General features: G+C 72.6%; 22 protein-coding genes. 20 read left to right on the top strand and 2 right to left on the bottom strand.

Annotated elements, in window-relative coordinates; genetic code table 11:
* Positions 1-38: 38 nt before the first annotated feature.
* The 16 genes from ACIP5M_RS02590 to ACIP5M_RS02665 all read left to right on the top strand — a co-directional run bounded on the left by ACIP5M_RS02590 (position 39) and on the right by ACIP5M_RS02665 (position 19,041).
* Positions 39-1,340 (top strand): acetyl-CoA carboxylase biotin carboxylase subunit family protein, encoded by a 1,302-nt coding sequence (locus tag ACIP5M_RS02590; RefSeq protein ID WP_401191006.1) that lies wholly within the window; start codon positions 39-41, stop codon positions 1,338-1,340.
* Between the two features lie 52 nt (positions 1,341-1,392).
* Complete coding sequence (locus ACIP5M_RS02595; protein ID WP_385168570.1) at positions 1,393-1,581, top strand: lysine biosynthesis protein LysW; 189 nt, start codon at positions 1,393-1,395, stop codon at positions 1,579-1,581.
* Positions 1,578-2,462 carry a RimK family alpha-L-glutamate ligase gene (locus ACIP5M_RS02600; RefSeq protein ID WP_401191008.1) on the top strand — a complete coding sequence of 295 codons (885 nt, stop codon included), beginning with the start codon at positions 1,578-1,580 and terminating at the stop codon, positions 2,460-2,462. The genes ACIP5M_RS02595 and ACIP5M_RS02600 overlap by 4 nt, the downstream gene beginning before the upstream one ends.
* 15 nt (positions 2,463-2,477) lie before the next feature.
* A complete protein-coding gene (locus ACIP5M_RS02605; protein ID WP_401191010.1) occupies positions 2,478-3,107 on the top strand; it encodes a degT/DnrJ/EryC1/StrS aminotransferase in 630 nt (209 codons plus the stop codon).
* Entirely contained in the window at positions 3,104-4,423 is a 1,320-nt protein-coding gene (locus ACIP5M_RS02610; protein ID WP_401191012.1) for a DegT/DnrJ/EryC1/StrS family aminotransferase, read from the top strand. Before ACIP5M_RS02605 ends, ACIP5M_RS02610 begins: the two co-directional genes overlap by 4 nt.
* Positions 4,416-5,459 carry an N-acetyl-gamma-glutamyl-phosphate reductase gene (gene argC, locus ACIP5M_RS02615; RefSeq protein WP_401191013.1) on the top strand — a complete coding sequence of 348 codons (1,044 nt, stop codon included), beginning with the start codon at positions 4,416-4,418 and terminating at the stop codon, positions 5,457-5,459. Before ACIP5M_RS02610 ends, argC begins: the two co-directional genes overlap by 8 nt.
* Positions 5,456-7,306 carry a M20/M25/M40 family metallo-hydrolase gene (locus ACIP5M_RS02620; protein WP_401191015.1) on the top strand — a complete coding sequence of 617 codons (1,851 nt, stop codon included), beginning with the start codon at positions 5,456-5,458 and terminating at the stop codon, positions 7,304-7,306. The genes argC and ACIP5M_RS02620 overlap by 4 nt, the downstream gene beginning before the upstream one ends.
* Complete coding sequence (locus ACIP5M_RS02625) at positions 7,303-8,100, top strand: thiamine pyrophosphate-dependent enzyme (RefSeq protein ID WP_401191017.1); 798 nt, start codon at positions 7,303-7,305, stop codon at positions 8,098-8,100. The genes ACIP5M_RS02620 and ACIP5M_RS02625 overlap by 4 nt, the downstream gene beginning before the upstream one ends.
* Complete coding sequence (locus tag ACIP5M_RS02630; protein WP_401191019.1) at positions 8,097-9,020, top strand: transketolase family protein; 924 nt, start codon at positions 8,097-8,099, stop codon at positions 9,018-9,020. Before ACIP5M_RS02625 ends, ACIP5M_RS02630 begins: the two co-directional genes overlap by 4 nt.
* A gap of 159 nt (positions 9,021-9,179) precedes the next feature.
* Positions 9,180-10,811, top strand: a complete 1,632-nt coding sequence (locus ACIP5M_RS02635; protein WP_401191021.1) for an ABC transporter substrate-binding protein — start codon at positions 9,180-9,182, stop codon at positions 10,809-10,811.
* Positions 10,812-10,865: 54 nt separating this feature from the next.
* A complete protein-coding gene (locus tag ACIP5M_RS02640; protein ID WP_401191023.1) occupies positions 10,866-12,206 on the top strand; it encodes a hypothetical protein in 1,341 nt (446 codons plus the stop codon).
* A 246-nt stretch (positions 12,207-12,452) separates the two neighbouring features.
* Positions 12,453-13,703 carry an MFS transporter gene (locus tag ACIP5M_RS02645; RefSeq protein WP_401191024.1) on the top strand — a complete coding sequence of 417 codons (1,251 nt, stop codon included), beginning with the start codon at positions 12,453-12,455 and terminating at the stop codon, positions 13,701-13,703.
* Positions 13,704-13,750: 47 nt separating this feature from the next.
* Positions 13,751-15,109 carry a hypothetical protein gene (locus ACIP5M_RS02650; RefSeq protein ID WP_401191026.1) on the top strand — a complete coding sequence of 453 codons (1,359 nt, stop codon included), beginning with the start codon at positions 13,751-13,753 and terminating at the stop codon, positions 15,107-15,109.
* Complete coding sequence (pepN, locus tag ACIP5M_RS02655; protein WP_401191028.1) at positions 15,094-17,637, top strand: aminopeptidase N; 2,544 nt, start codon at positions 15,094-15,096, stop codon at positions 17,635-17,637. Before ACIP5M_RS02650 ends, pepN begins: the two co-directional genes overlap by 16 nt.
* Positions 17,638-17,641: 4 nt before the next feature.
* Positions 17,642-18,451, top strand: a complete 810-nt coding sequence (locus tag ACIP5M_RS02660; protein ID WP_401191030.1) for a 4'-phosphopantetheinyl transferase family protein — start codon at positions 17,642-17,644, stop codon at positions 18,449-18,451.
* Entirely contained in the window at positions 18,448-19,041 is a 594-nt protein-coding gene (locus ACIP5M_RS02665; RefSeq protein ID WP_401191032.1) for a flavodoxin family protein, read from the top strand. Before ACIP5M_RS02660 ends, ACIP5M_RS02665 begins: the two co-directional genes overlap by 4 nt.
* A gap of 13 nt (positions 19,042-19,054) precedes the next feature.
* On the opposite strand, the gene ACIP5M_RS02670 is transcribed toward ACIP5M_RS02665, so the two are convergent.
* Positions 19,055-20,422, bottom strand: coding sequence for an MFS transporter (locus ACIP5M_RS02670; protein WP_401191848.1), 1,368 nt, complete (start codon positions 20,420-20,422; stop codon positions 19,055-19,057).
* A gap of 258 nt (positions 20,423-20,680) precedes the next feature.
* On the opposite strand from ACIP5M_RS02670, the gene ACIP5M_RS02675 reads away from it, so the two are divergent.
* Together ACIP5M_RS02675 and ACIP5M_RS02680 are read left to right on the top strand one after the other, a co-directional pair.
* Positions 20,681-21,160 (top strand): MarR family winged helix-turn-helix transcriptional regulator, encoded by a 480-nt coding sequence (locus tag ACIP5M_RS02675; RefSeq protein WP_401191034.1) that lies wholly within the window; start codon positions 20,681-20,683, stop codon positions 21,158-21,160.
* A 124-nt stretch (positions 21,161-21,284) separates the two neighbouring features.
* A complete protein-coding gene (locus ACIP5M_RS02680; RefSeq protein ID WP_401191036.1) occupies positions 21,285-21,809 on the top strand; it encodes a LysM peptidoglycan-binding domain-containing protein in 525 nt (174 codons plus the stop codon).
* Positions 21,810-21,924: 115 nt separating this feature from the next.
* Here the strand turns inward: ACIP5M_RS02680 and ACIP5M_RS02685 are convergent, their stop codons facing one another.
* Positions 21,925-22,626: a DUF5324 family protein gene (locus tag ACIP5M_RS02685; protein WP_401191038.1), complete on the bottom strand. Its 702-nt coding sequence runs from the start codon at positions 22,624-22,626 to the stop codon at positions 21,925-21,927.
* A 174-nt stretch (positions 22,627-22,800) separates the two neighbouring features.
* Between ACIP5M_RS02685 and ACIP5M_RS02690 the strand changes: the two genes are divergently transcribed.
* Complete coding sequence (locus ACIP5M_RS02690) at positions 22,801-23,328, top strand: peptidylprolyl isomerase (RefSeq protein ID WP_401191851.1); 528 nt, start codon at positions 22,801-22,803, stop codon at positions 23,326-23,328.
* 125 nt (positions 23,329-23,453) lie between these two features.
* A complete protein-coding gene (locus ACIP5M_RS02695) occupies positions 23,454-24,329 on the top strand; it encodes a rhomboid family intramembrane serine protease (RefSeq protein WP_401191040.1) in 876 nt (291 codons plus the stop codon).
* Positions 24,330-24,380: the final 51 nt, after the last annotated feature.

Here is a 24,380-nt window from a genome sequence, read left to right on the forward strand (position 1 = left end):
GCCCCGGACCGGCCCACGAACCCAAGGAGTGCCCGCACGTGCCCTCAGAACCGTCCCCTTTGCCCGGAGCCGTCCTCTTCATGGGCGACCTCGTCGTCCTCGCCCGCCAGGGCCGGCTGATCCAGGAGGCCAGGAGCCGCGGCCTCGCGGCCCTCGCCGTGGTCAGCACCGACACCGACCTCGAGCGGCTGGCCGCGGCCCGCGCCGATTCCTCCCACGCGCTGAGCGGGCTGACCGACGTGGTCCAGGTGACCGACGCCAGGATCGCCACCGTGATCCCGGCCGTGCAGCCGCTGCTGCGCACCTACGACGTGCAGGGCGTGATCTCGGTCGGCGAGGTGTTCGTGGAACCGGTGGGCGTGCTCGCCGACTGCCTCGGCCTGCCCGGCACCGGCTCCGCCGCGGCCGTGATCTGCCGCAACAAGCTGCTCCAGCGCACCGCCGTCCCCGAGTTCTCGCCGCGCTGGCAGGTGGTACCGGTCGCCGAGCGCGCCGGCTTCACCCTGCCGGCCGAGCACTTCCCGGCCGTCGTCAAGCCCGCCGGCCGCTTCTACAGCTCGGGCGTGCGCCAGGTGTACGACCAGGCCGAACTGACCGAAGCCCTGGGCGTGTTCGGCGACGAGGAGATCTCCCTGGTCGAAGCGCGGGTGGTGGGCCGGGAGTTCTCCGTCGAGGCCCTCGTCCAGGGCGGCGAGGTCTTCTGGTCCGGGGTCACCGGCAAGGAGACCAACGAGCACGAGAGCGACTTCTTCACCGAGCTCTCCCACACCAGCCCCGCGCCCATCGGGCCCGAGGAGGAGGCCGCGCTGATCGCGGCGAACACCGAGGTCCTGCGCCGGGTCGGCGTACGGGACGGCATCACGCACGCCGAGTACCGGCTGACGACGGACGGGGTCGTGCTGATGGAGGTGGCCGCGCGGCTGCCCGGCGACGCCATCACCTTCCTGTGGGAGCTGGCCACCGGCGAGCCGTTCGAGCCGGTGATGCTCGACCTCGCGCTCGGCGTACCGGCCTCCTACCCCGCCCCGAGGCGCCGCGCCCGCCAGCACTTCCTGGACCACCCGCACGGCGTCCTGCGGGACGTCACCGCGGACGGAGTGGAGGTGTCCTGGCCCAGCCGCGACGACCGCTGGCCCCTGCTGGCCCCGGTCGGACCCGCGGCCCCGGCGCAGCCGCGCGCCGTCCTGGTCGGCCGGCTCCCCGGCGACCTGCTGGGCGACCAGCGGGACTCCGGCCACCGGTCGGCGTCCGTGATCGTCGACGCCCCCCTGGACACCGATGCGGACCTGGTGACCAAGCGGGCCGTCGAGCTCGTGACCTTCGACGTGGACCCGGTGTGAACCCGGTTCCGCGACGAGGGCACAGAACCCACCGAGAGAGGAAGAGACAGAGATGACCACTGCCGTCGAAGCGCCCAAGTGCCTGGTGTGCGACACCGAGTTCGAGGTCCAGGAGGACTGGGAGAAGGGCGAGATCGCCGAGTGCGGGGCCTGCGGCCAGGAGCACGAGGTGGTCGAGAAGACCGACGCGACCGTGCGGGTCGAGCTCGCACCCGAGGTCGAAGAGGACTGGGGCGAGTGACCCTCCCCGAACCCGAGGTACTGCTCGGCGTCACCATGCTGCGGCCGGACGAGAAGCTCCTGCTGGAGGCGCTGCGCGCCGAAGGCCTGAACGTCCGTACGGCCCTGCTGGAGGACGTGGGGCGGGTGGTGGCGGGGCGCACGGCCCCGCCCGCCCTCGCCCTGATCAGGAACCTGTCCCACCGCGAGGCCATCGGCGTGGCCAGGCGCCTGGAGTACGTGGGCGTCGAGACGCTCAACCGGGCCGCGACCATCGAGACCTGCAACGACAAGGGCCTCCAGGCCCTGCTGTTCGCCCAGCACGGCATCCCGCACCCGGTTTCCCGGCACGCGTACAGCTACGAGCAGGTCCGCGAGGCGGTCTCGGAGCTCGGCTGGCCCGCGGTGATCAAGCCGGTCAGCGGCTCCTGGGGCCGGGGCGTCACCCGGATGACGGACGAGGAGTGCGTGGATGCCTGGGTCGGCGGCCGCGAGTCCGCCGACGCGGCGGGCAAGCTCTTCCCGGTGCTGGTGCAGGCCTACGTCGACAAGCCCGGCCACGACCTGCGGGTCGTGGTCGTGGGCCGGACCCCGGTCGTCGCGATCCAGCGGGTCTCCGCGGACTGGCGCACCAACACCCACCTCGGGGCCGAGGTCGTCCGCGTGGAGATCACCGACGAGATCGAGAAGCGCTGCGCACAGGTCGTCGACGCGCTGGGTGACGGCTTCTACGGGGTCGACCTGATCGAGGACCGCTCCACCGGCGAGCTGATGGTCCTGGAGGTCAACGCCAATCCGGAGTTCGCCCGTTCCTCGGCGAAGCACGGAGTGGACGTGGCCGGCCGGCTGGCGGCGTACGCGGCGGAGAAGTACGGGCGGATCACCGCCCGGCAGACCGTGTGAAACGGAGGGAAACCTATGGAACTGTTCGACACCGCCACTGTGCTCACCCGGGTCATGACCTCCGGCGTGGTCATGAGCATCGAGAAGAGCGACCGCGAACTGCCCGGCCTGGAGCGGCTCCTGACCAAGCGGAGCGGATACGCCAAGGCGGTCCTGCTCAACAGCCGCAGCGCGGCGGTGCACGCCGCCCTGGCCGGCCAGGGCATCGGGCACGGCGACCGGATCAGCCGGCCGGGCCTGGGCGAGCGGGACCTCGCGTTCCTCGCCTGGCTGGGCATCACCGTGGACGGGGACGGCCCGGCCGCCTTCGACCACATCGCGCTCGACGCGCAGAACGCCCACCGGCTGGGCGAACTCGCCCGCGCCGCGCAGGCCCCCGCGCTCGTCGTGGACCTCACCGGGCTCGGCTTCGGACCGGCCGCGGCCGTACTGACCGACGACCCGGCCGTCTGGGCCCGCGCCGAGCGGCTGAAGATCTTCGGCGCCTACGACCTGCGGACCATGTGGACCCAGGAGGAAGAGTCCGCCGACCTGGTGCCCGGCGTCCAGTTCAACTACCGGCTGAGCCCGCTGGTGGCGGCCTGCGCCCGGATGGCGCTCAGCCAGGCGGCACCGCCCCTCACCCCTTCCGGAGCGACGACGTGATCACCGACTTTCCCGCGAAGCCCCTGCCCCTGCCCGACCCGGCCGACACCGGCGCCGAGCTCGCCGCGTTCGGCGGCGGGGCGCTCATCCCGAAGGAACTGCGCCGCACCGTCTTCCCCGTCATCACCAAGGAGGACGTCTTCAACCTGATGCTCGCCCAGCGGGCGAAGCCCGAGCGGGTCGTGGCCGACTTCGCCGAGGCGTACCGCTCCTACGTGGGCGCCGGCCACGCGCTGCCCACCGCGAGCGGGACCTCCAGCCTGCACCTGGCGCTGGTCGGGGCGGGCGTGCAGCCGGGCGACGAGGTCATCGTGCCCGCCTTCACCTTCATCGCCACCGCGCAGGCCGTCGTCGCGGCCCACGCCATCCCCGTCTTCGTCGACATCGACCCGAAGACGTACTGCATGGACCCGGCGGCCGCGGCCGCCGCGATCACCGACCGCACCCGGGCGATCATGCCGGTCCACGTGCACGGCCTGCCCGCCGACGTCCCCGCCCTGCGGGCCCTGGCCGACAGCCACGGCATCGCGCTCGTCGAGGACGCCTCCCACGCCCACTCGGCGAAGATCGGCGACCAGGTCGCCGGCTCCTTCGGCGACGCGGCCGGCCAGAGCCTGATGGCCGACAAGAACTTCCCACTCGGCGGCGAGGGCGGCATCGCGTTCTTCAAGGACGGCGCGTCGTACCAGCGTGCCGTCGACTACCTGGAGCGGCACGGCATCGACTACGGGATGTCCTGGGTCGCCGCCGCGTTCGGCGCGAGCCAGCTCAAGAGGCTCCCGTACTACGACGAGATCCGCGCCCGCAACGCCAAGCTGCTCGGCGAGGCCCTGGAAGGGACCGGCCTCTTCCACGCGCCGTACGTGCCGCAGGGGCACACCCACGCCTACAACATGTACCGGATCACCCTGACCCCCGAGGCCATCGGCCTGGGCGACCTTCCGGTGTGGGCGGTCAAGGAGGCCGTGCACGAGCTGCTCGTCGCCGAGGGCGTCCCCGCCCGCGAGTGGCAGAACACCCCGATCCCCTGCCACCTGCCCTTCCGCCACCGCGGCGGCTTCGGCAACGGCTACCCCTTCACCCTCAACCCGGAGGCGGCGCGCGACCACCGGCCCGAGGACTTCCCGGTCACGCTCGGCATGCTGGACAGCACCCTGGTGCTCTGCCGCGAGCTGCGCGCGCCCGTCGAGTACGAGCGGGCGCTGCGCTACGCCGACGCCTTCACGAAGGTGGCCCGGCGGCCCGACGCGATCCGCAAGCTGGTCACGGACGGCTCGTACCGCCGCCCGTACGAGAAGGCGGCCCGCCTTGGCTGAGCAGAAGATCCGAGTCGCGGTCGCGGGGGCCAGCGGCTACACCGGCGGCGAGGTGATCCGGCTGCTGCTGGACCACCCGCAGGTGGAACTGGCCTTCCTGTCCGCCGAGCGCAGCGCCGGTACGCCGGTCGGCGCCGTCCACCCCTGGCTGCGCAACCACCCGGGGGCGGCGGGGCTGAAGTTCCGTCCGCTGGCCGAGCTGGAGGAAGTGGACGTCGCCTTCGGCTGCCTGCCCACCGGCACCCTGCCGGCGCAGATGCCGCTGCTGGCCGAGCGCGCCAAGCGGGTGCTGAACCTGGCCGGGGACTTCCGGCTCAAGGACGCCCGGGAACTCGCGGAGTACTACCCGAAGACGGCGGCGAACCCGCCGGCCGACGAGTTCGCCTACTACATACCCGAGTTGTCGCCGACCGTGCCCGAGAGCCGCTTCATCAGCCTGCCCGGCTGCATGGCGGTGGCCACCGTCTACGCCCTGTACCCGCTGTTCGCCCACGGGCTGGTGGATCCGGCCGTGGTGGTGGACGCCAAGACCGGCTCGACGGGTGGCGGGCGCGGCGGCAGCGAGCAGCCCGCCGAGCGGTCCGGGAACTTCCGGGTCCACAAGCTGCACGGCCACCGGCACACCCCGGAGATCCGGCAGGCGCTGGCCGAGTACGCCGGAGCCGCCCCGGACCTGCGGTTCTCCACCCACAGCCTGGACGTGCCGCGGGGCATCATGGTCACCGCGTACAGCACGCTGCGCGAGGGCGTCGGCTCCCTGGACGTGAAGCGGGCCTTCGCCAAGTCCTACGTCGGCAAGACCTTCGTACGGGTCCGCCCGGCGCCGAAGGCCCCGCAGGACTTCCCGATGCTCAAGGCCGTGGTCGGCTCGAACGTCGCCGAGGTGGCGATCGCCGTCAAGGGCGACCAGTGCGTCTCCGTGACCGCGCTCGACAACCTGATCAAGGGCGCGGCCGGGCAGGCGATCCAGGCGATGAACCTGGTCAGCGGCTTCGACGAGAGCGCGGGCCTGCCGCGGACGGCGGTGTCGCCGTGAAGCCGCTGTACGTGGTCAAGGTCGGCAGCGCCACCCTGGACCGGGGCGCGATCCACGCCGAACTGGCCGGGCTGGTCCGGCGCGGCGCCCGGGTGCTGCTGGTCGCCGGCGGAGCGGTCGGCATCGAGAGGCACTACGGCGCGATCGGCCGCCCGATGCCCGAACTGCGGCTCGCCAACGGGGACGCGGTGCGCTACTGCCCGCCCGAGGAGATGCCGCACCTCGTGGACGCGTACGAGAAGGTGACGCTCCCGGCGGTGGAGGAGGGCCTGCGCGCGCTGGGCCTGACGGTCTTCACGGCGGTCGCGGCGCGCGGCGGCCTGGTCACCGGCACGGCCAACCGGCCGCTCAAGGCGGTCTCCGCGACGGGCAAGGCCACGGTGGTCCGCGACCACCGGGCCGGGACCCCCGACGAGGTGGACACCGTACGGCTGACGGCGCTGCTCGACGCCTACGACGTGGTGTGCCTGTCCCCGCCGGTCCGCGACCGGGACGGCGGCTCCCCGCTCAACGTCGACGCCGATGTCCTGGCGGCGGCACTCTCCAACGCCCTGGACGCCGACCACCTGCGGCTGGTCACCGGCACCGCCGGTCTCCTCACCGACCCGCGGGTCCCCGGCTCGACCCTGCGCCACGCGCACCGGGGCGAGGCGGCCGCGTACGCGGGCGGCAGGATGCGCCAGAAGGTGCGGGCGGCCGAACTGGCCCTGGACGGCGCCGCGGACGTGGCGATCACCGGGCCGCACACCATGGCGGACCCCGACGGCTGGACGCGCTTCTGGCGCACCGAGGCCCCCGCGCCGGACCTGGAACTGCTGGGCCGCGCGGTCGCGATCCCCTCGGTCTCCGGGGACGAGCACGAGCTCGCCGCGTACCTGCGGCAGTGGTGCGCGGAGCGCGGCATCGACGCGGAGATCGACGAAGCCGGCAATCTGGTCGCCACCCGCGGGACGGGTGGGCGCCGGCTGCTGCTCCTCGGCCACCTGGACACCGTGCCCCACCGCTGGCCGTCGGAGTGGCGGGACGGCGAACTGCACGGCCGCGGCAGCGTGGACGCCAAGGGCAGCCTGGTGAACTTCCTGGAGGTCCTGGCCGCGGCGGAGATCCCCGCCGACGGACAACTGCGGGTGGTCGGCGCGGTGGAGGAGGAGATCTCCTCCTCCAAGGGCGCCTTCCACGCCCGGGACCACTACCCGGCCGACGCCGTCGTGATCGGCGAGCCCAGCGGCTCGCACAAGCTGACGCTCGGCTACTTCGGGCTCTTCAAACTGCGGGTGACGGCCTCGGTGAGCAGCGGACACTCGGCCGGCATGGACGCCGTCTCGGCGCCCGACGCGCTGATCCGCACCCTGGAGGAGATCCGCGGCGCGGTCCTGAAGGAGGCCTCCGACGCCCTCAGCGCGGTCATCGACATCCACTGCGCGGCGGGCCGCGAGACCCAGAGCGCGACCGGCATCCTCAACTTCCGCATCCCGCCCCTGGCCGACCTGGACGCCCTGCGCCGGGCCGCGCTCGCACAGGCGGGCCCCGGGGTCGCCATCGAGGTGCTGCGCGCCACCCCCGGCCACGCCGGCGGGCGCACCGGTCCGCTGGTGAAGGCCTTCACCCGCGCCTTCGGGCAGGCGGGTATCCGTCCCACCCACGTCGTGAAGAAGGGCACCTCGGACATGAACACCCTCGCCACCACCTGGCGCGACGTCCCGATGGTGGCCTACGGACCGGGCGACTCCACCCTCGACCACACGGACGTGGAGCGGATCGGCGCCGAGGACCACCGCACCGCCCGCGCCGTGCTGGCGCAGGCCGTCGCCCGCTGGTTCGCGCTCACCGAAGGGAGCCGGTCGTGACCGCGCTGCTGGAGACCGCCCCGGACCTCGCCGGGCGGGCCGTGGAGGCCCGCAAGCTCGTCGTCGACATGGCCGCGAGCCCGCGCGGCTGCCACCTCGGCGGCAGCCTCTCGGTCCTCGACATCCTGATCGCCGCCCTGCACCGGGCCTCGCTGGACGACGGTACGGAAGTGGTCCTCAGCAAGGGCCACGCCGCCGCCGGCCTGTACGCGGCCCTGCACGTCAGCGGCATCCTCGCGGAGAACCCGGCGCCCTTCTACGGGCAGCCCGGGCACCCGTACACCGGTCACCCCGGGCCGAAGGTGCCCGGTGTGCGCTTTCCCACCGGGAGCCTCGGGCACGGTGTGCCCTACGCGGCCGGCTGGGCGCTCGCCCGGCGGATCGGCGGGCAGGGCGGCCTGGGCATCGCGATCGCCGGGGACGGCGAGCTCCAGGAGGGCCTGGTCTGGGAGACCTGCCAGGTCGCGGCGGCGCAGCGGCTGGGCAACTTCGTCCTGGTCGTCGACCGCAACGGAGGCCAGAACGACGGCCTGGTGCGGGACATCTCGCCGCTGCCGAACCTCGCCGAACGGTTCGCCGCCTTCGGCTTCGAGACGGCCGAGGTGGACGGGCACGACCTGACCGCGCTCGGCGAGGTGCTGGGCGGTGACCGGGCGGGGGCCGCGCGGCCGCTGGCCGTCATCGCCGACACCGTCAAGGGCAAGGGCGTACCCCCGGTGGAGGGGAAGGCCGGATCCCATTACGTCAGCATCGACGCCGCGCGCGCCGCCAAGTGGAAGCGGATGATCCGATGACCGTTCTCTCCGGGCGCGACGCCTACCGGGACGAGCTGACCCGGCTGGCCGAGACCGACCCCGCCATCGTGTGCCTCGAAGCGGACCTGGGCGGCAAGGGGCATCCGTTCCAGACGGCGCACCCCGACCGGTTCTTCAACATCGGCATCGCCGAGGGCGCCATGGTCGACATGGCGACCGGGCTGGCGGCCGCCGGCTACAAGCCCTTCGTCAGCACCTTCGCCCCCTTCGCCGCGCTGCGGGCGGCCGAGAGCCTCAAGCTCACGCTCGGCTACCTCGGCGCGGGCGTGACGGTGGTGGCCCCGTACGCCGGGGTGTCCGGCGCCTGGTTCGGCACCACGCACCACTGTCTGGAGGACCTCGCGGTCCTGCGGAGCATCCCCGGCGTCACGATCGCGGCCCCGTACGGCGAGGCGGAGATGCGGGCGGTCATCCGGACCGCGGTGGAGTCCGGACGGCCGCACTACATCCGCACCGGGCGCAACGCGGGTTACACGAGCCTGCCCTGGGACGGCGAGGAACCCCCGCTCGTCAACTGGGACCACCCCGGCGAGCCGGGGGGACCCTGCCTGGTGTCGGTCGGCGAGGAGGGCACCCGGCTCGCGCTGGCGGCCCGCGAGGTGCGGCCGGAGACGGCCCACGCGCACCTGGTCCGCCTGGACCACGCGCACCTGGCCCTGGCCGCCGCCGAACTGGCGCAGCGGCACTCGCACTTCGTGGTCGTGGAGGAGCACCGGGCCGAGGGCGGGGTCGCCGAGGCGCTCGCCCTGCTCCTGCCGCAGTGCCGGGTCACCGGGGTCAACACGGGCCACGACTGGCCCGTCCAGGGCGGTGACCACCACGAGGTGATGGGCCAACTCGGCCTGGACCTCCCGGCGGTGCTGTCCGCCCTGAACCTCCATGCGGCGCTGTCGGCCTGAGCGCCTCAAGGCCCGGGCGCCTCAAGGCCCGAGCGCCTCAAGGCCCGAGCGCCTCAAGGCCTGAGTGCCTCAAGGCCTGAGCGCCGTACGCCGTACCGCACGGCCCCCTCCACCCCCTGTCCTTTGCCTCATTGCCCTACCCACAACGGGAGTTCCGACGTGTCCCACCAGTTCGAGATCGACCACCTGGGCCAGACGCCCACCCCGGCCCCCGCGGTCCCCGGGGCCCGCCGCGGCGGCCGCGTGATCCTGCTCGCCGACGCGCCGCCGGAGCACGTGGACCCCACGCAGATGTACATCGGCACCACGCTGGGCGTGGCCACCGGGATCTTCCACCGCACCCTCACCGGCTACATCGAGAGCCACGACGGCGGCCCCCGCAAGCTGGTCGGTGACCTCGCCACCGACACCGGCCGGACCACAGACGGCGGTCTGACCTGGACGTACACCCTGCGCGAAGGGCTCCGCTTCGAGGACGGCACCCCGATCACCTCCCACGACGTGGCGCACGCCGTGGCCCGGTCCTTCTCCTCCAACGGCGTCTACGGGCCCCAGTTCATCCAGCAGGCCCTCGACCCGCAGCGGACGTACAAGGGCCCCTACGAGGACGGCACGCCGGCTCCCGGCGTCACCACCCCCGACGACCGCACCATCGTCTTCTCGCTGCCGGAGCCGCAGCCCGGCTTCCCCTTCCTCGCGACGACGACCACGACCACGCCCGTCCCCGCCGACCGTGACACCCGGGAGGCGTACGAGACCTCGTGGCTGGCCACCGGCCCCTACCGGGTCAAGGAGTTCGTGCCCGGCGATCACTACCTGCTGGAGCGCAACCCGCACTGGGACCCGGCGACCGACCCGATCCGCAGCCAGTACCCCGACGAGATCCTCTGGCAGTTCGGCGTCGCCCGCGACGAGCAGACCGAGCGGCTGCTGGAGCCCACCGGGGACGACGCCCTGTCGGTGGCGACCTTCGACGTCGCCGAGGACCGGGTGGGGCAGGTGGAATCCGACCCGGCGCTGCTGGCCCGGGTCATCGCCGGCCCGACCGCCTACCTCCAGTACACCTACATCAACACCCGCCGGGTCACCGACCTGAACGTGCGCCGCGCCCTGAACCACGCCTTCGACCGCGCCACGCTGGTCGAGCTGGCGGGCGGCCGGGCGGCCGCCGAACCCGCCACCACCATCCTGGCGCCGATGGTCCCCGGCTACCGCCACCACGACGTCTTCCCCTCGGGCCCGCACGGCGACCCGGTCAAGGCCAAGGAACTGCTCAAGGACACCGAGCTGCGTCCGCTGGTCTTCGCCTACCCGGACACCGCCCCGAACGCCCCGGTGGCCCCGGCGGTCAAGGAGGCCCTGGAGAAGGCCGGCTTCGAGATCGTGCTGCGCCCGGTCGACAAGGGCGCCTTCTACAGCCTCATGGGCGACCCGGACAACGACTGCGACCTGATCTACGGGGTCTGGGGGCCGGACTTCCCGGACGCCTCCGGAGTCTTCGACGTGCTCTTCCGCGGTGACCGGATCACCGGCGGCGGCAACATGAACCTCTCGTACTTCGACGACCCCGAGATCACCCGGGAGATCGCCCGGCTCGGCCAGGAGCCGGACCGCGCGGCCGTCGCCGAGGGGTACGCGGAGCTCGACCGCCGCCTCATGGAGGAGCACGCGCCGGTCGTCCCCGTCTACTACAAGCGCCAGTTCACGCTCTTCGGCCCCCGTGTGGGCGGCCTGTTCCTGAGCGCGCAGTACTTCGTCCCGAACCTCACCCGCATGCACGTCGTCGACTGACGACCAGCCGCACCGCACCCCAGCCGACGACCGAGCAGACAAGGGAGGTCCGCCATGACGGATCGCATCACGGAGCTGTACAACAAGGAGAGCCTGACGCAGGGCAGCCCGCTCCCCGGGATCATCACCGAGGTCGAGCGCGACCCGGCCCTCGCCAACTGGACCGGCTCGTACCTGTCGCGGCCGCTGTTCATCGAGAAGGCACAGATCGAGGCGTTCGCGGACGACGTCCTCGCCCTCTTCGACGTGATCACCTCGCTGCCGCAGCGGCTCTTCGACGGTGACCTCGACCGCTACTGCGACGCGCTGGGCATCGACGAGCAGCGCAAGAAGCTGATCATCCGCCTCGGCGGGATCACCCCGCCCCGGTACGGACGCGCCGACATGTACCACAACGGCACGTCCTTCAAACTGCTGGAGATCGGGATCGCCAGCGAGGTCGGCGGCGCCGACCGGGCGGGCGAGATCCCCCGGGCGCTGCTGGACTCCGCGCCCTTCGCGGCCTTCGCCCGCGAGCACGGCCTCGGCTACACCCACACCGGCGCCGAGGTGGCCAAGACCCTGGTCGCGGCCGGCGAGGGGATCGCCGCGCCCGGTCGCCGGCCCGTGGTGGCGCTGCTCGAAGGCCCGGGCGGGCTGGCCAACTACGCGAGCCACTGGAACACCTTCCGTGACGTGATGCGGGGCTTCGACGTGGACTTCCACGTCGCGGAGGTCGGCGACGTCGAGGACCGGGACGGCAAGCTGCACCTCGGTGAGCTTCCGGTCGACGTGATCCTGCGCTGCTTCACCGTCGAGGAGATCATCGAGGCCGAGGACGGCTCCGACCTGGTCGAGCCGATCTTCAAGGCCCACGAGGCGGGCACGGTCTTCCTCTTCACCCCGATGGAGAGCAACCTCTTCGCCAACAAGGCGTGCCTGGCGCTGCTGTCCGACCCGGCGCACCGCTCGAGCTTCACGGAGGCCGAGCTGGAACTCATCGACCGGGTGCTCCCGTGGACCCGCTCGCTGAAGGCCGATCCCTCGCCCGAGCACGAGGAACTGCTCGCCCACGCCCGTGCGCACCGCGAGCAGCTGATCCTCAAGCCGAACGCCTTCTACGGCGGGGTCGGCGTCATCGCCGGATGGACCAGCACGGACGAGGAGTGGGCGGCGGCCCTGGAGCGGGGGGTCGCCGAGGGCGCCATCGTGCAGGAGCGCGTCGTGCCCCGCTCGGAGCCGGTGGTCAACCCGGAGACGGGCGAGGAGGAGGCCTGGCAGGCGGCCTGGGGGCTCTTCTACACGCCGGGCGGCTACGCGGGCGCGTACGCGCGGGCCGTGCCGGCCTTCGAGAGCCCGGTCATCGGGGTCACCGCGTACAAGAACACCCGCACCGCGGGCGTGCTGCACTACTGATCCCCGCCCGGCCCGGCCCGCCGCGACCCGCCCCTCCCGCGTGCCCTGCCACCGCGTGCCCTGCCACCGCGTGCCCTGCCACCGCGTGCCCGTGCCGAGTCCCGGCGGGCACGCGGTGGCGGTTGCAGCCGGCCACTGCGGACAAGTCGGATCGCACTTCTCCCCACCGGGCCGTGCCTGGCCCCGGCCCGAACGGCTGGGGCACTGTGGCGAGGCGGACTCGGTCACTCCACCCAAGGATGCGAAATGAGCAGTTCAACACGTCTGCGATCCGCGCTGGCGGCCAACTTCGGCGGTCTGCCAAGGCCGTTCTGGATCGTGTTCGCCGGAATGATCGCCAACCGCATCGGCACCATGGTCGTGCCGTTCCTGGTCTTCTACCTGGCCTCGCGCGGCATCACCACGGCGCAGACCGGCGGCATCGTCGTGGCCCTCGGCATCGGCGGCATGTTCGGGCCGATCCTGGGCGGACTGCTCGCCGACCGGGTCGGGCGCCGCTTCGCGGTCGTCATCGGCCTGGTCGCCACCCCGGCCGGCCTCGGTGCGCTGATGGCGGCACCGGGCCCCCTCACCCTCGGTGCGGCGGCGGCCCTGCTCGGACTGACCTCCAGCGTCTACCGCCCCGCCGCCTCCGCCCTCGTCGGCGACGTGGTCGGCACCGAGCTGCGCGGCAAGGCCTTCAGCCTGCTGCACTGGGGGTTCAACATCGGCACGGCGGCGGCCAGCGCCGGCGCCGGCTATCTCGCGGGCCGCGGCTTCTGGCTGCTGTTCCTGCTCGACGGCCTGACCTGCCTCGTCTACGCGGGCATCGTGCTGGCCGGCATCCCCAAGGACCTGCCGCGGCCGGCCGCCGCCAAGGCCGCGGGCGGTGCGGGCTACGGCGTCGTCTTCCGCGACCGGCTGATGGTCGCGTACCTGACGGTCAGCGTGCTCGGCACCACCATCTACACGATGTCCGAGTTCGCCATCCCGCTCGCCATCCAGACGGACGGCCTGTCGCCGGCGGTGTTCGGGCTGGTCGGCGTCGCCAACGCGGTCATCGTCATCGCCCTGCAGCCCGTCCTCTACGGATGGGTCGCGAAGTTCCCCCGGGTCAAGGTACTGGCCGCCTCCTGGGTGCTGTACGGGCTCGGCATCGCCTCCACGGGGCTCGCCCAGAAGCCCTGGCACTACGTCCTGACCGTCGTCGTCTGGTCGGTCGGCGAGATCGTCAACGGGGTCGTCGCCGGGGCGATCGTCGCCGACATCGCCCCCGAAACGGCGCGCGGCCGCTACCAGGGCGCCGTCAGCTGGGTCTGGTCGGCCGCCCGTCTCGCCGCCCCCCTGATCGCCGTCGGCCTGTTCACGACGGTGGGACCGGCCGCCCTGTGGTGGGGCTGTGCGGTGGTCGGCCTCCTCACGGCCGCCGCGACCCTGCGCCTGACCGCCGCGGTCGAGGTCCGCACCGAGGCGAACGCCCGGATCGACGAGGCCAAGGTCACCGAGCCGGCGCTGTGACCACCCCGACGGCCGACCCCTCCCCCCAACCAGAGGACTGATCCCCCGTGACTGTCAACGAGACCTACCTGCGCCGGTCCCTGGAAGGCGACCGCGGGCTGCTCGACGCCGTCCGCGACGCCCCGCTGCCGAGCGCCTTCGACAACGCCTTCGGCAAGGTGCTGCTGCCCCGGCCCTTCTTCGTCCCCGAGGCGGAGATCCGCTCCACCGCCGCCGACCTCGCCGCGTTCTTCGAGCTGCTGTTCTCCCTGCCCGACCGGCTCTACGACGGTGATCTGGGCCGCTACTGCGAGGCGCTGGGCATCGACCGGGCCCGCGCGGCCGTGATGAGCCGGCTCGCCGACAAGCCCGCGCTCTACGGGCGGGCCGACCTCAGCCACGACGGCGAGTCCTTCAAGCTCTTCGAGCTCAACATCGGCAGCAGCCTGGGCGGCACCGACCGGGCCGAACTCGCCCGCACCCTGCTCGAAGTGCCCGCCTTCGCCGCCTTCGCCGAGGAGCACGGCATCGGCTACGTCCACACCGGCGAGCGCCTCGCCGACACCCTGCGCGAGATCTCCCTGCCGCTCACCGGCGGAGCGGAGCCCGTCGTCGCGTACGTCGAGGCCAACGGCGGCCTGAGCGGCTCCACCCATCTCGCGCGCTCCTTCGCGGAGATGATGCACCGCTGCGGCATCGACCTCGTCATCGGCGAGATCGGGCAGATCGAGGAGTCCGGCGGCCGGCTGCGGCTGCACGGACGGCAGATCGACGTGGTGCTGCGCTACTTCACCCCCAACGAGATCGTCGACGACCCGGACGGCCCGCGCGCTCTCGAACCGGTCCTGCGGGCCCACGAGGAGGGCCGCGTCGTCCTGTGGACCACCCCGCAGAGCGCGCTGTTCGGCAACAAGGGGGCCATGGCCCTCATGTCGGACCCCCGTATGCGCGAGGGCCTCTCGGCGGAGGACTCCCGGCTGATCGACCGCATCCTGCCCTGGACCCGCCTGCTCACTCCGGAGCTGGTCGACCACTGCCGCGCCCACCGCCAGGAGCTGATCCTCAAACCGACCGCCGACTACGGAGGCGCCGGGATCGTCGCGGGCTGGGACAGCACCGAACAGGAGTGGAAGGACGCCCTCGACGCGGCGGCCGGCGCGGGCTTCATCGTCCAGCGCCGGGTGGGCTCGCGCCCCGAGCAGGTCGTCGACCCGGGGACCGGTGAGCTCCAGGAGTGGACCCCCACGTGGGGCCTGTTCCTGCTGCCCTCCGGATACGCCGGCTCGTACATCCGGGCCCTGGAGGACTCCGCCGGTGTCGTCCGCGCCGGAACCTTCAAGACGACCACCGTCTTCCACACCCCCGACCCGGCGCCCGAGCCCTGTGCCGCCCCGCTCACGAAGGACGCGGCGTGGCAGGGAATCTGACGCAACACGAGGCGCGGGAGCGCGCCGCCCTCCTCTCGGTGGAGGACTACCGGGTCCGCATCGACCTGACCGGGGGCCCCGACACCTTCCGCTCCGCCACCACCGTGCGGTTCGACTGCGCGGAGCCGGGCGCGGCCACCTTCATCGAGCTGGCCGGCGCCGTCGTCCACGAGGTCCTCCTCAACGGTGAACCCCTGGACACGGCCGTGCAGGGGGGCCGGATCGCCCTGCCCGGTCTCGCGGCCCACAACGAGCTGCGGGTGGTGGCCGACTGCCGCTACTCGCGCACCGGCGAGGGACTGCACCGCTTCACCGACCCCGTCGACGACCGGGTGTACCTCTACAGCCAGTTCGCGACCGCCGACGCGCAGCGCGTCTTCGCCTGCTTCGACCAGCCCGACCTCAAGGCCCGCCTCGAGCTGACGGTGGACGCCCCCGCCGGCTGGGAGGTCGCCTCCAACACGCCCGGAGCGACCTCCGCCGAACCGTCCGCCGACGCGGTGACCTGGTGCTTCCCTGTCTCCGAGCCCTTGCCCACCTACGCCATGGCGCTCGTCGCCGGCCCCTACCACCGAGTGTGCGACGACTACCGGGCCGAGGACGGCCGGACGATCCCGCTGCGCCTGCTCTGCCGGGCCTCGCTCGCCGAACACCTGGACGCCGAGGTCCTCTTCGACGTCACCAAGCGGGGCTTCGACTTCTTCCACGGGGTCTTCGGGAGCCCGTACCCCTTCGCCAAGTACGACCAGGTCTTCGCGCCCGAGTTCAACGTCGGCGCGATGGAGAACGCCGGCTGCGTCACCGTCAACGAGAAGTACGTCTTCCGTTCCCGCGCCACCGCCGCGCTGCGCGAACGGCGCGCCGAGACCCTGCTGCACGAGATGGCGCACATGTGGTTCGGCGACCTCGTCACCATGCGCTGGTGGGACGACCTCTGGCTGAACGAGTCCTTCGCCACCTACGCCGGTCTCCTCGCACAGACCGAGGTCACCGAGTGGACGGGGGCCTGGACCACCTTCGCCAGTCTGCGGAAGGCGGAGGCGTACCGCCAGGACCAGCTGCCCTCGACGCATCCGATCGCCGCCGACATCCCCGACATCGCCGCCACCGAGGTCAACTTCGACGGGATCACCTACCTCAAGGGCGCGGCCGTGCTGAAGCAGCTGGCCGCCTACGTCGGCCGCGAGAACTTCCTGGCCGCCGTCGCCCGCTACGTCGGCCGCCACGCCTGGGGCAACACCACCCTTCCGGACCTGCTGGCCGCCCTGGAGGAGACCTCGGGCCGCGATCTCGCCGCCTGGTCCAAGGAATGGCTGGAGACCTCGGGCGTCAACACCCTGCGCGTCGACTGGCGGTTCGACGCCTCCGGCCGGGTGGCCGCGTGCGCCGTCGTCCAGGAGGGCACCGGAGAGCGGCCGGTGCTGCGCGCGCACCGGATGGCGATCGGCCTCTACGACCGCGGCCCGGCCGGTGTCGTACGGCGCCGCCGCATCGAGCTCGACGTGACCGGGGAGCGCACCGAGGTCCCCGAACTCGTCGGCGAGATCCGTCCCGACCTGCTCCTGCTCAACGACGACGACCTGACGTACGCCAAGGTCCGGCTCGACGACCGCTCCCTGCACACCGTGCTCGGGGCCATCGGCGAGATCCGCGACCCGCTGGCCTCCGCCCAGGCGTGGACCATCGCCTGGGACATGACGCGCGACGCGGAGCTGCCCGCCCGCGACTACGTGCGCCTCGTCGCCGGCCGACTGGGCTCGGTGACCGACGCGACCCTCGCGCAGACCCTCGTCGACCAGGCCCGCAAGGCCCTCCACGACTTCGCCTCCCCGCAGTGGCGGGCCACCGGCCTGGAGGTGCTCGCGGAAGCGGCCCTCACGGCGCTGACCGCGGCGGAACCGGGCTCCGACCTCCAGCTGGTCCATCTCCAGGCCCTGCTGGCAACGGCCGCCTCCCCCGCCCACCTCACCGTGATCCGCGAGATCCTGGACGGCGTCCGGACCCTACCGGGCTTGGCCGTCGACGTGGACCTGCGCTGGGCGCTGCTGAGGCGCCTGGTGGTCCGCGGCGCGGCGGGAGCGGCCGAGATCGACACCGAGCGGCGCCGGGACCCCTCGGCGGCCGGTGAACGCAACGCGGTCGCCTGTCTGGCGGCCCTCCCGGAGGCGGAGGCCAAGTCCGCCGCCTGGCAGCGGATCATCTCCGGCGAGCTCCCCAACAGCCTGCTGCGCGCCACGCTGGAGGGCTTCGCCGAGCCGGACCACCGGCGCCTCCTGGAGCCCTTCGCGGAACCCTACTTCGCCGAGGTCGGGCGGATCTGGGCCGAGGCGCCCGGAGGCACCGCCCAGCGCTTCGCTCGCGAGGCCTTCCCCTCCGGGGCGGTCTCGGAGCGGACGGTGGCCGCCGCCGACGCCTTCCTGGCGGGTGCCGACCTTCCCGCGGCCCTTCGCCGGCTGGTCCTGGAGGCGCGCGACGAGGTCGCGCGGGCGATACGGGCCCGGCGGTGCGACGAAGGCGGGGAGGGGTGACGCGGTGTACTCCGCCCGCACTGCAGCCCTTGCAGCCGCCCCCTCCGGTCCCCCCGCCGCGCCCTGCCGGGCGACCGCCCGTCCGGCCCCGGCGGTCCTCCCCGAACGCGGCGGCGCCCATGTGTGGTTCGGCGACGACCGCGGGGCCGTACTGCGCCAGGACATGGAGCTGCTCTCCGAGGAGGAGCGCGGCCGGTGTCTGCGCTTCTCCCGGCACGAGGACCGCCGGCGCTTCGCGGCCTCCTGGGCGGCGGTGCGGCGCACCCTCGCCGCCTACGCGGACGTGGAGCCCGGCGAGATCCGGTTCGGGCGCACCGGCACGGCCCACCGGGGGCGGCTGCGCCACCAGCACCTGGTCCTCGTCGCGGCCTCCGTGCCCCAGGTGTTCCTGAGCGTCGCCCGTTCCGAGGAGTTCTGGCTGCTCGGGCTGTCCGTGGACGACCCGATCGGCGTCGACCTCGAACACGTCCGGGACTTTGACACCGAGGGGCTCATCGACCGCTGCCTGGCCCCCGAGGAACAGCTCCAGGTGCGCGAGCTGCCCCCGGAATCGCGCCGCGCGGCCTTCGTCCGCGCCTGGACCCGCAAGGAAGCCGTGATGAAGGCGGCGGGACTGCCGCTGACCACGGCGCCGCACCGGGTCCCGGTGCACCCGGGCCGCTCCGGACCCGTACACGTCGAGCTCCAGGACCAGGAGTGGGCCGTGTACGACCTGCCGCGGCGCGGACCTGTGCTGGGCGCGTTCGCCAGGCCGCTGACCGGCACGGGCCCCGTGCTGGTCCACGACACCATGACCGAGGAGAGCAGAGCATGACCACGACAGATCAGTCCGGCGGCCGCAGGTTCCTGTTCCTGCTGGCGAGCAGCCGCCTGGACGGCAACACCGAGGCCCTCGCACGGGAGGCGGCCGCCGCCCTCCCCGACGGCGTGGAGCAGGAATGGCTCCGCCTGAAGGACCTTCCGGTCCCGGCGTTCGAGGACCGGCGCCACGACGGGCCCGGCATCTACCCCGAGCCCGTCGGCAATTCCCGTGTCCTGCTGGACGCCACGCTGGCCGCCACCGACCTCGTCGTCGCCTCGCCGCTCTACTGGTACAGCCTCTCGGCGAGCGCGCAGCTCTACCTCGACCACTGGTCGGGCTGGATGCGGGTGCCGGGTCTCGACTTCAAACCGCGGATGGCCGGCAAGACCATGTGGAGCATCACCGCGCTGTCCTCCGAGGACCGGTCGATGGCCGACCCGCTGATCGGCACCCTGCGCAACTGCGCCGCCTACATGGGCATGCGGTGGGGCGGCTCGCTGCTCGGCCTCGGAAACGCGCCGGGCACGGTCCTCGACGATGCCGATGCGCTGCGCGCCGCCGGCGAATTCTTCGTCAAGGACCGTGCTCCGGTGACCGTGTAGACCCGAGGAGGAGCTATCGGCCGGCCGATGTTTCACGTGAAACATCGGCCCGCAGGAGGGCCGCGGCCAAGGCGACCGCGGCCAGCAGGAGCGCGGCGCCGATGGCGAAGGCCAGGTGGTACCCGCTCGTGAGGGCCTCGGCCGGGGTGCTGCCCGCCCGGGTCGCGGACTGCGTACGGGAGGCCGCGAGGGTGGACAGAACGGCTACGCCGAGGGCCATGCCGATCTGCTGGGTGGTGTTGAACAGCCCCGAGGCGAGCCCGGCGTCACGGTCGTCGGCGCCGGACATGCCCAGCGTGGTGAGGGCCGGCAGGGCCAGGCCGAAGCCGGCGGCCAGCAGCATCACCGGCAGCAGGTCGGTGACGTAGTCGGCCCGTACGGGCAGGCGGGTCAGCAGGCCCAGCGCCAGGGCGAGCAGGCCCAGACCGGCGAGCAGCACGTTCCGCTCGCCGAAGCGGGCGTTCAGGCGGGCGGAGACGCCGAGGGAGACCGCGCCGATGACCAGGGCGGCGGGCAGCATCGCGAGACCGGTCGCCGCGGCTCCGTAGCCCAGGACCTTCTGGAGGTAGAGGGCGACCAGGATCTGGAAGGAGAAGAGTGCGGCGACCATCAGCATCTGCACGAGGTTGGCCCCGACCACGGTCCGGGAGCGGAAGATCCTCAGCGGCACCAGCGGCGTACGGGCCTTCGCCTGCCGGAGGGTGAAGGCGCCGAGCAGGACCGCGGCGAGCGCCCCGAGGCCGAGGGTGTGCGCGGAGACCCAGCCGTACTGCTCCACCTCGACCACGGTGTAGATGCCCAGCATCAGCCCGGCGGTGACCAGGACGGCGCCCAGTACGTCGGCGCCCGCGGCCAGGCCCAGACCCCGGTCCGCGGGGAGCGCGGGCAGGGCCAGGAGGAGTGCGGCCAGACCGATGGGCAGGTTGATGAAGAAGATCCAGTGCCAGTCGAGGGCGTCGGTGAGGACCCCGCCGAGCACCTGGCCCAGGGAGGCGCCGGCCGCTCCGGTGAAGGAGAACACCGCGATGGCCTTGGCGCGTTCCCGTGGCCCGGTGAACAGCGTGATCAGGATGCCGAGACCGACGGCGGAGGCCATGGCGCTGCCGAGGCCCTGCAGGAAGCGGGCGGCCGTCAGCACGGCGGGGGAGGCGGCGAAGCCGGCGAGTATCGAGGCGCCCGTGAAGACGGCCGTTCCGGCGAGGAACATCCGCTTGCGGCCCAGCAGGTCCCCGAGGCGTCCGGAGAGCAGCAGCAGACTGCCGAAGGCGATCAGGTAGGCGTTCACCACCCAGCTGAGACCCGCCGGGGAGAAGCCCAGGTCGTTCTGGATGGCGGGCATCGCCACGGTGACGATGCTGCCGTCGAGGACCGTCATCAGCATGCCGGTCGAGAGCACGCCCAGGGCGGTCCAGCGGGACCGGAGCCCGCGCGGGGCGGCTGCCGGGTGCGGGACGGCGGCAGCGGGAGCGGAGGTGGAAGAAGCGGAGGCGGAAGAAGTGAAGGAGGAAGAAGCGGCGGGCATCGGTCTCTCCAGTCGGTCGGTGCGGCAGACGGCGTCGGTGCGGGCGACTGGTTGTGACCGTAGCAGATAGTTTTGTTGCAGACGATTTTCTTCGGACCTAATTGTTAGGGTGAGGTCATGACCGCGATGGCGAACACCCGGACCGAGCCCGACCTCTCCTTCCTCCTGGACCACACCAGCCACGTGCTCCGCACCCGCATGGCCGCCGCCCTCGGGGAGATCGGGCTCACCCCCCGCATGCACTGCGTCCTCGTCCACGCGCAGGAGGAGGAGCGCACCCAGATCCAGCTCGCCGAGATCGGCGACATGGACAAGACGACGATGGTCGTCACCGTCGACGCCCTGGAGAAGGCCGGGCTGGCAGAGCGCCGTCCCTCCACCAAGGACCGCCGGGCCCGGATCATCGCCGTCACCGACGAGGGCGCGGCCCTCGCCGTCCGCAGCCAGGCGATCGTCGACAAGGTCCACGCCGACGCCCTCGCCTCCCTCGCCGACGCCGACCGAGCCACCCTGCTGCGCGTTCTCGGCGTCCTCGCCGAGGGCGACCTCGGGACCCCCTCCGACAGCCCCCGCCCGGCCCGCCGCGCCCGCCAGTGACGGCCCACCTCCCGCGGCGGTGTCCCCCGGACGGTCCCGTCACAGGGCCGCGGGGCCCCCGGTGGCCGACAGTGGGGAAAGGCACCGAGCCCAGGGGGAAACACCACGCCGGAGGCGTACAGACATGGGACTCTTTGACTTCCTGAAGTCCGACAAGAAGAAGGCGCACGACGCCGCCGCGAAGGCGAAGGAGCAGATGGAGCAGCAGGCGCCTGCCACGCGTCCTGCGCCCGGCCCCGCCTCGGCCCCCCGCGGGGCGGGCGAGCGGATGGCGGCGGCCGCGCCGCCCAAGCCCGCCTCCGCCCCCGCGAAGCCGAGCCCTTCCTCGGCCGCACACAAGGCCGTCCCGGCCACGCCCCGGCCCGCCGCGATGCCGAAGCCCGGGGCGCCCGCCTCCACGGCGCCCGGCGCCGCACACACCCCGACGCCCCACTCGGCCGCGCACAAGGCCGTTCCCGCCGCCCCCAAGCCGGCGGCCGCCGCCAAGAGGCGTACGTACACGGTCAAGCCCGGCGACTCGCTCCCCGCGATCGCCCGCCGCGAGCTCGGTAACGAGGGCCGCTGGCGCGAGCTCTACGCCATGAACCAGGGCGTCATCGGCTCCAACCCCGACCTCATCCGGCCGGGCATGGTCCTCACCCTCCCCTGAGCGCCCGGGCCCGGCCGGCAGAACAAGAACGAACGCAGGTGGACAGCCCAAGGGCCCGGATCCAGAAGAGGATCCGGGCCCTTCGGCCACCATCCGGCGACGGGTGGCGCCGAGGTCAGGCCTGCTTGTCCTGCGCGGCCGACCCGTTGCCCGGCCCCGCCTCGCGCTCCTTCGCCGCCAGTTCGTCGTCGAAGCTCGCGGGGGCGTCCTGCGCCGACAGCTCGGTGGCCGCCGGCGGCTCGACGAGCCAGTCCGGGTTCGACTGCTGGTCCCACCACTTCCACGCCGCGAACGCGCCACCGGCCAGGAGACCGACGCAGGCGAAGCCCTTGAACACCCGGCCCATGCGCGCCCGCCGTTCGTGGCGCCGCACCAGCCGCTCGATCTCCTTCGGCGTCACTTGCCCGCGCAGGGCGGCGAACGCCGCCGCCGAGCGCGACGCGGCTTCCCCGGCCACCGGCGTGGCAGCGGCGATCGCACTCTCGATCCGCGGCTGCGTGTAGTCGGCCGCCCGCCGTGCCGCGTGGCGCGACTGCCGCACCGCCTTCGTCGCCACCCGGTCCACGTTCGGCGGGACGTGCGTCCGCGCCGCCCTGAGCCGGGGATGAACATGGCTGTCGTACGTCATGCGAGCCTGCCGCGCGGCCTCGTTGGCCGCGTGCGAGACCTTCGGCGCCAGCAGAACGTTCGCCTCATGCGCGTAGTGCACGGCCGCGTCCTTGGCGCTTCCTGCGTACGGCGCCACCAAATCCGACGCGTGCTTCACCGTATCCCTGGCGCTCTCGGCGGCCAGGCGCACGCTGTCCTTGCGGGTCACGGGATCCTCCTCTTCGGTGGCGGACACAGTTCACCTTTCCACCCTTTGTCGGATCATGCCTGCCATAGCGCTGACGGGCATGCGTGACAGGGCATACGGGTGGAGGATTTCTGTGCCGCGGAGCGCTCCGTGCGACTATCTGGACCGACAGTGATGACTATGGAAGGCAGACCCGTGGCCGAGAAGCTCTACGCCACCCTGAAGACCAACAAAGGCGACATCGAGATCGAGCTGCTGCCGAACTTCGCCCCGAAGACCGTCCGGAACTTCGTGGAGCTCGCCACGGGTGGCCGCGAGTGGACCCGCCCCACCGACGGCCAGAAGACCACGGACCCGCTCTACGACGGCACCGTCTTCCACCGTGTCATCAGCGGCTTCATGATCCAGGGCGGTGACCCGCTGGGCAACGGCACCGGGGGCCCCGGCTACCAGTTCGCCGACGAGTTCCACCCCGATCTGGCCTTCACCAAGCCCTACCTGCTCGCCATGGCCAACGCGGGCCCGGGCACCAACGGCTCGCAGTTCTTCATCACCGTCGCGCCGACCGCCTGGCTGACCCGCAAGCACACCATCTTCGGCGAGGTCACCGACCCGGCCAGCCAGAAGACCGTGGACGCCATCGCCGGCCTGGCCACCAACCCGCGCACCGAGCGCCCGCTGGACGACGTGATCATCGAATCGGTCGTCATCGAGAAGCGCTGACGCGACCCGGGTCCAGGGGCGTCTGCGACCGGTGCCCGGGAACCTTTCCGCCCCGTCCGTCCGTACTGCATGCATACCGGACCGGCGGGGCGTTTCCCCTGCCTCGCCGCTGATCGAGGGAACCGATGGACACCGACCGTCTGCCGGGCTGCTACCGCCACCCGGACCGTGACACGGGGATCCGCTGCACCCGCTGCGAGCGCCCCATCTGCCCCGAGTGCATGATCAGCGCCTCGGTCGGCTTCCAGTGTCCCGACTGCGTCCGCGAGGGCTCCGGCACCGGACACCGGCCGGCCGCGAACGCCCCGCGCACCCTCGCGGGCGGGGTGGTCGCGGACGACCCCCGGCTGGTCACCAAGATCCTGATCGCCCTCAACGCCGCCGTCTTCCTCGCAGGCCTGGCCGCCCCGGCGCTGGTGATCCGGCTGGAGCTGCTCGGACGGTACGTGGAGTTCTTCGGCGCCCCGGTCGAGGGAGTGTCCACAGGGCAGTACTACCGCCTGGTGACCTCGGTCTTCCTGCACGTCGAGTGGTGGCACATCATCGGCAACATGATCGGCCTGTGGGTGATCGGCGGCCCGCTGGAGGCGGCTCTGGGCCGGGCCCGCTACCTCGCCGTCTACCTGCTCTCGGGGCTCGGCGCCAGCGCCCTCGTCTATCTGCTGACCCCGCCGAACACCCCGACCCTCGGCGCGTCCGGCGCCGTCTTCGGCCTGCTCGGCGCCACCGTCGTCCTGGTGCGCCGGCTGCGCCACGAGATGCGGCCGGTGATCGTCATGGTCGTGTTCATGCTGGTGCTGACCTTCGTACCGCTCGGCGGCAGCCTCAACGTGTCCTGGCAGGCCCACGTGGGCGGGCTGGTCACCGGCGCTCTGGTGGGCCTGGGCATGCTCGGACCCACCGCCGGCCGGGGCCGCGCACTGCTCCAGTGGGGAACCTGTGTGGCGGTGTTCCTGCTGGTCGCAGCGGTGATCCTGCTCCGCACCGGGGAACTCACCTGATCACACCGGCGTCAACTCTCCACAGAGTTATCCACAGATCTTCTGTCTTTT

Source organism: Streptomyces sp. NPDC088762, assembly GCF_044750905.1.
GTDB lineage: Bacteria > Actinomycetota > Actinomycetes > Streptomycetales > Streptomycetaceae > Streptomyces.

Bases quoted from the DNA above. Each gene is read 5' to 3' on its own strand.
- ACIP5M_RS02595 (WP_385168570.1), top strand. From the start codon at position 1,393: ATGACCACTGCCGTCGAAGCGCCCAAGTGCCTGGTGTGCGACACCGAG.
- ACIP5M_RS02605 (WP_401191010.1), top strand. From the start codon at position 2,478: ATGGAACTGTTCGACACCGCCACTGTGCTCACCCGGGTCATGACCTCC.
- ACIP5M_RS02630 (WP_401191019.1), top strand. From the start codon at position 8,097: ATGACCGTTCTCTCCGGGCGCGACGCCTACCGGGACGAGCTGACCCGG.
- ACIP5M_RS02640 (WP_401191023.1), top strand. From the start codon at position 10,866: ATGACGGATCGCATCACGGAGCTGTACAACAAGGAGAGCCTGACGCAG.
- ACIP5M_RS02645 (WP_401191024.1), top strand. From the start codon at position 12,453: ATGAGCAGTTCAACACGTCTGCGATCCGCGCTGGCGGCCAACTTCGGC.
- ACIP5M_RS02665 (WP_401191032.1), top strand. From the start codon at position 18,448: ATGACCACGACAGATCAGTCCGGCGGCCGCAGGTTCCTGTTCCTGCTG.
- ACIP5M_RS02670 (WP_401191848.1), bottom strand. From the start codon at position 20,422: ATGCTGATGACGGTCCTCGACGGCAGCATCGTCACCGTGGCGATGCCC.
- ACIP5M_RS02675 (WP_401191034.1), top strand. From the start codon at position 20,681: ATGACCGCGATGGCGAACACCCGGACCGAGCCCGACCTCTCCTTCCTC.
- ACIP5M_RS02680 (WP_401191036.1), top strand. From the start codon at position 21,285: ATGGGACTCTTTGACTTCCTGAAGTCCGACAAGAAGAAGGCGCACGAC.
- ACIP5M_RS02695 (WP_401191040.1), top strand. From the start codon at position 23,454: ATGGACACCGACCGTCTGCCGGGCTGCTACCGCCACCCGGACCGTGAC.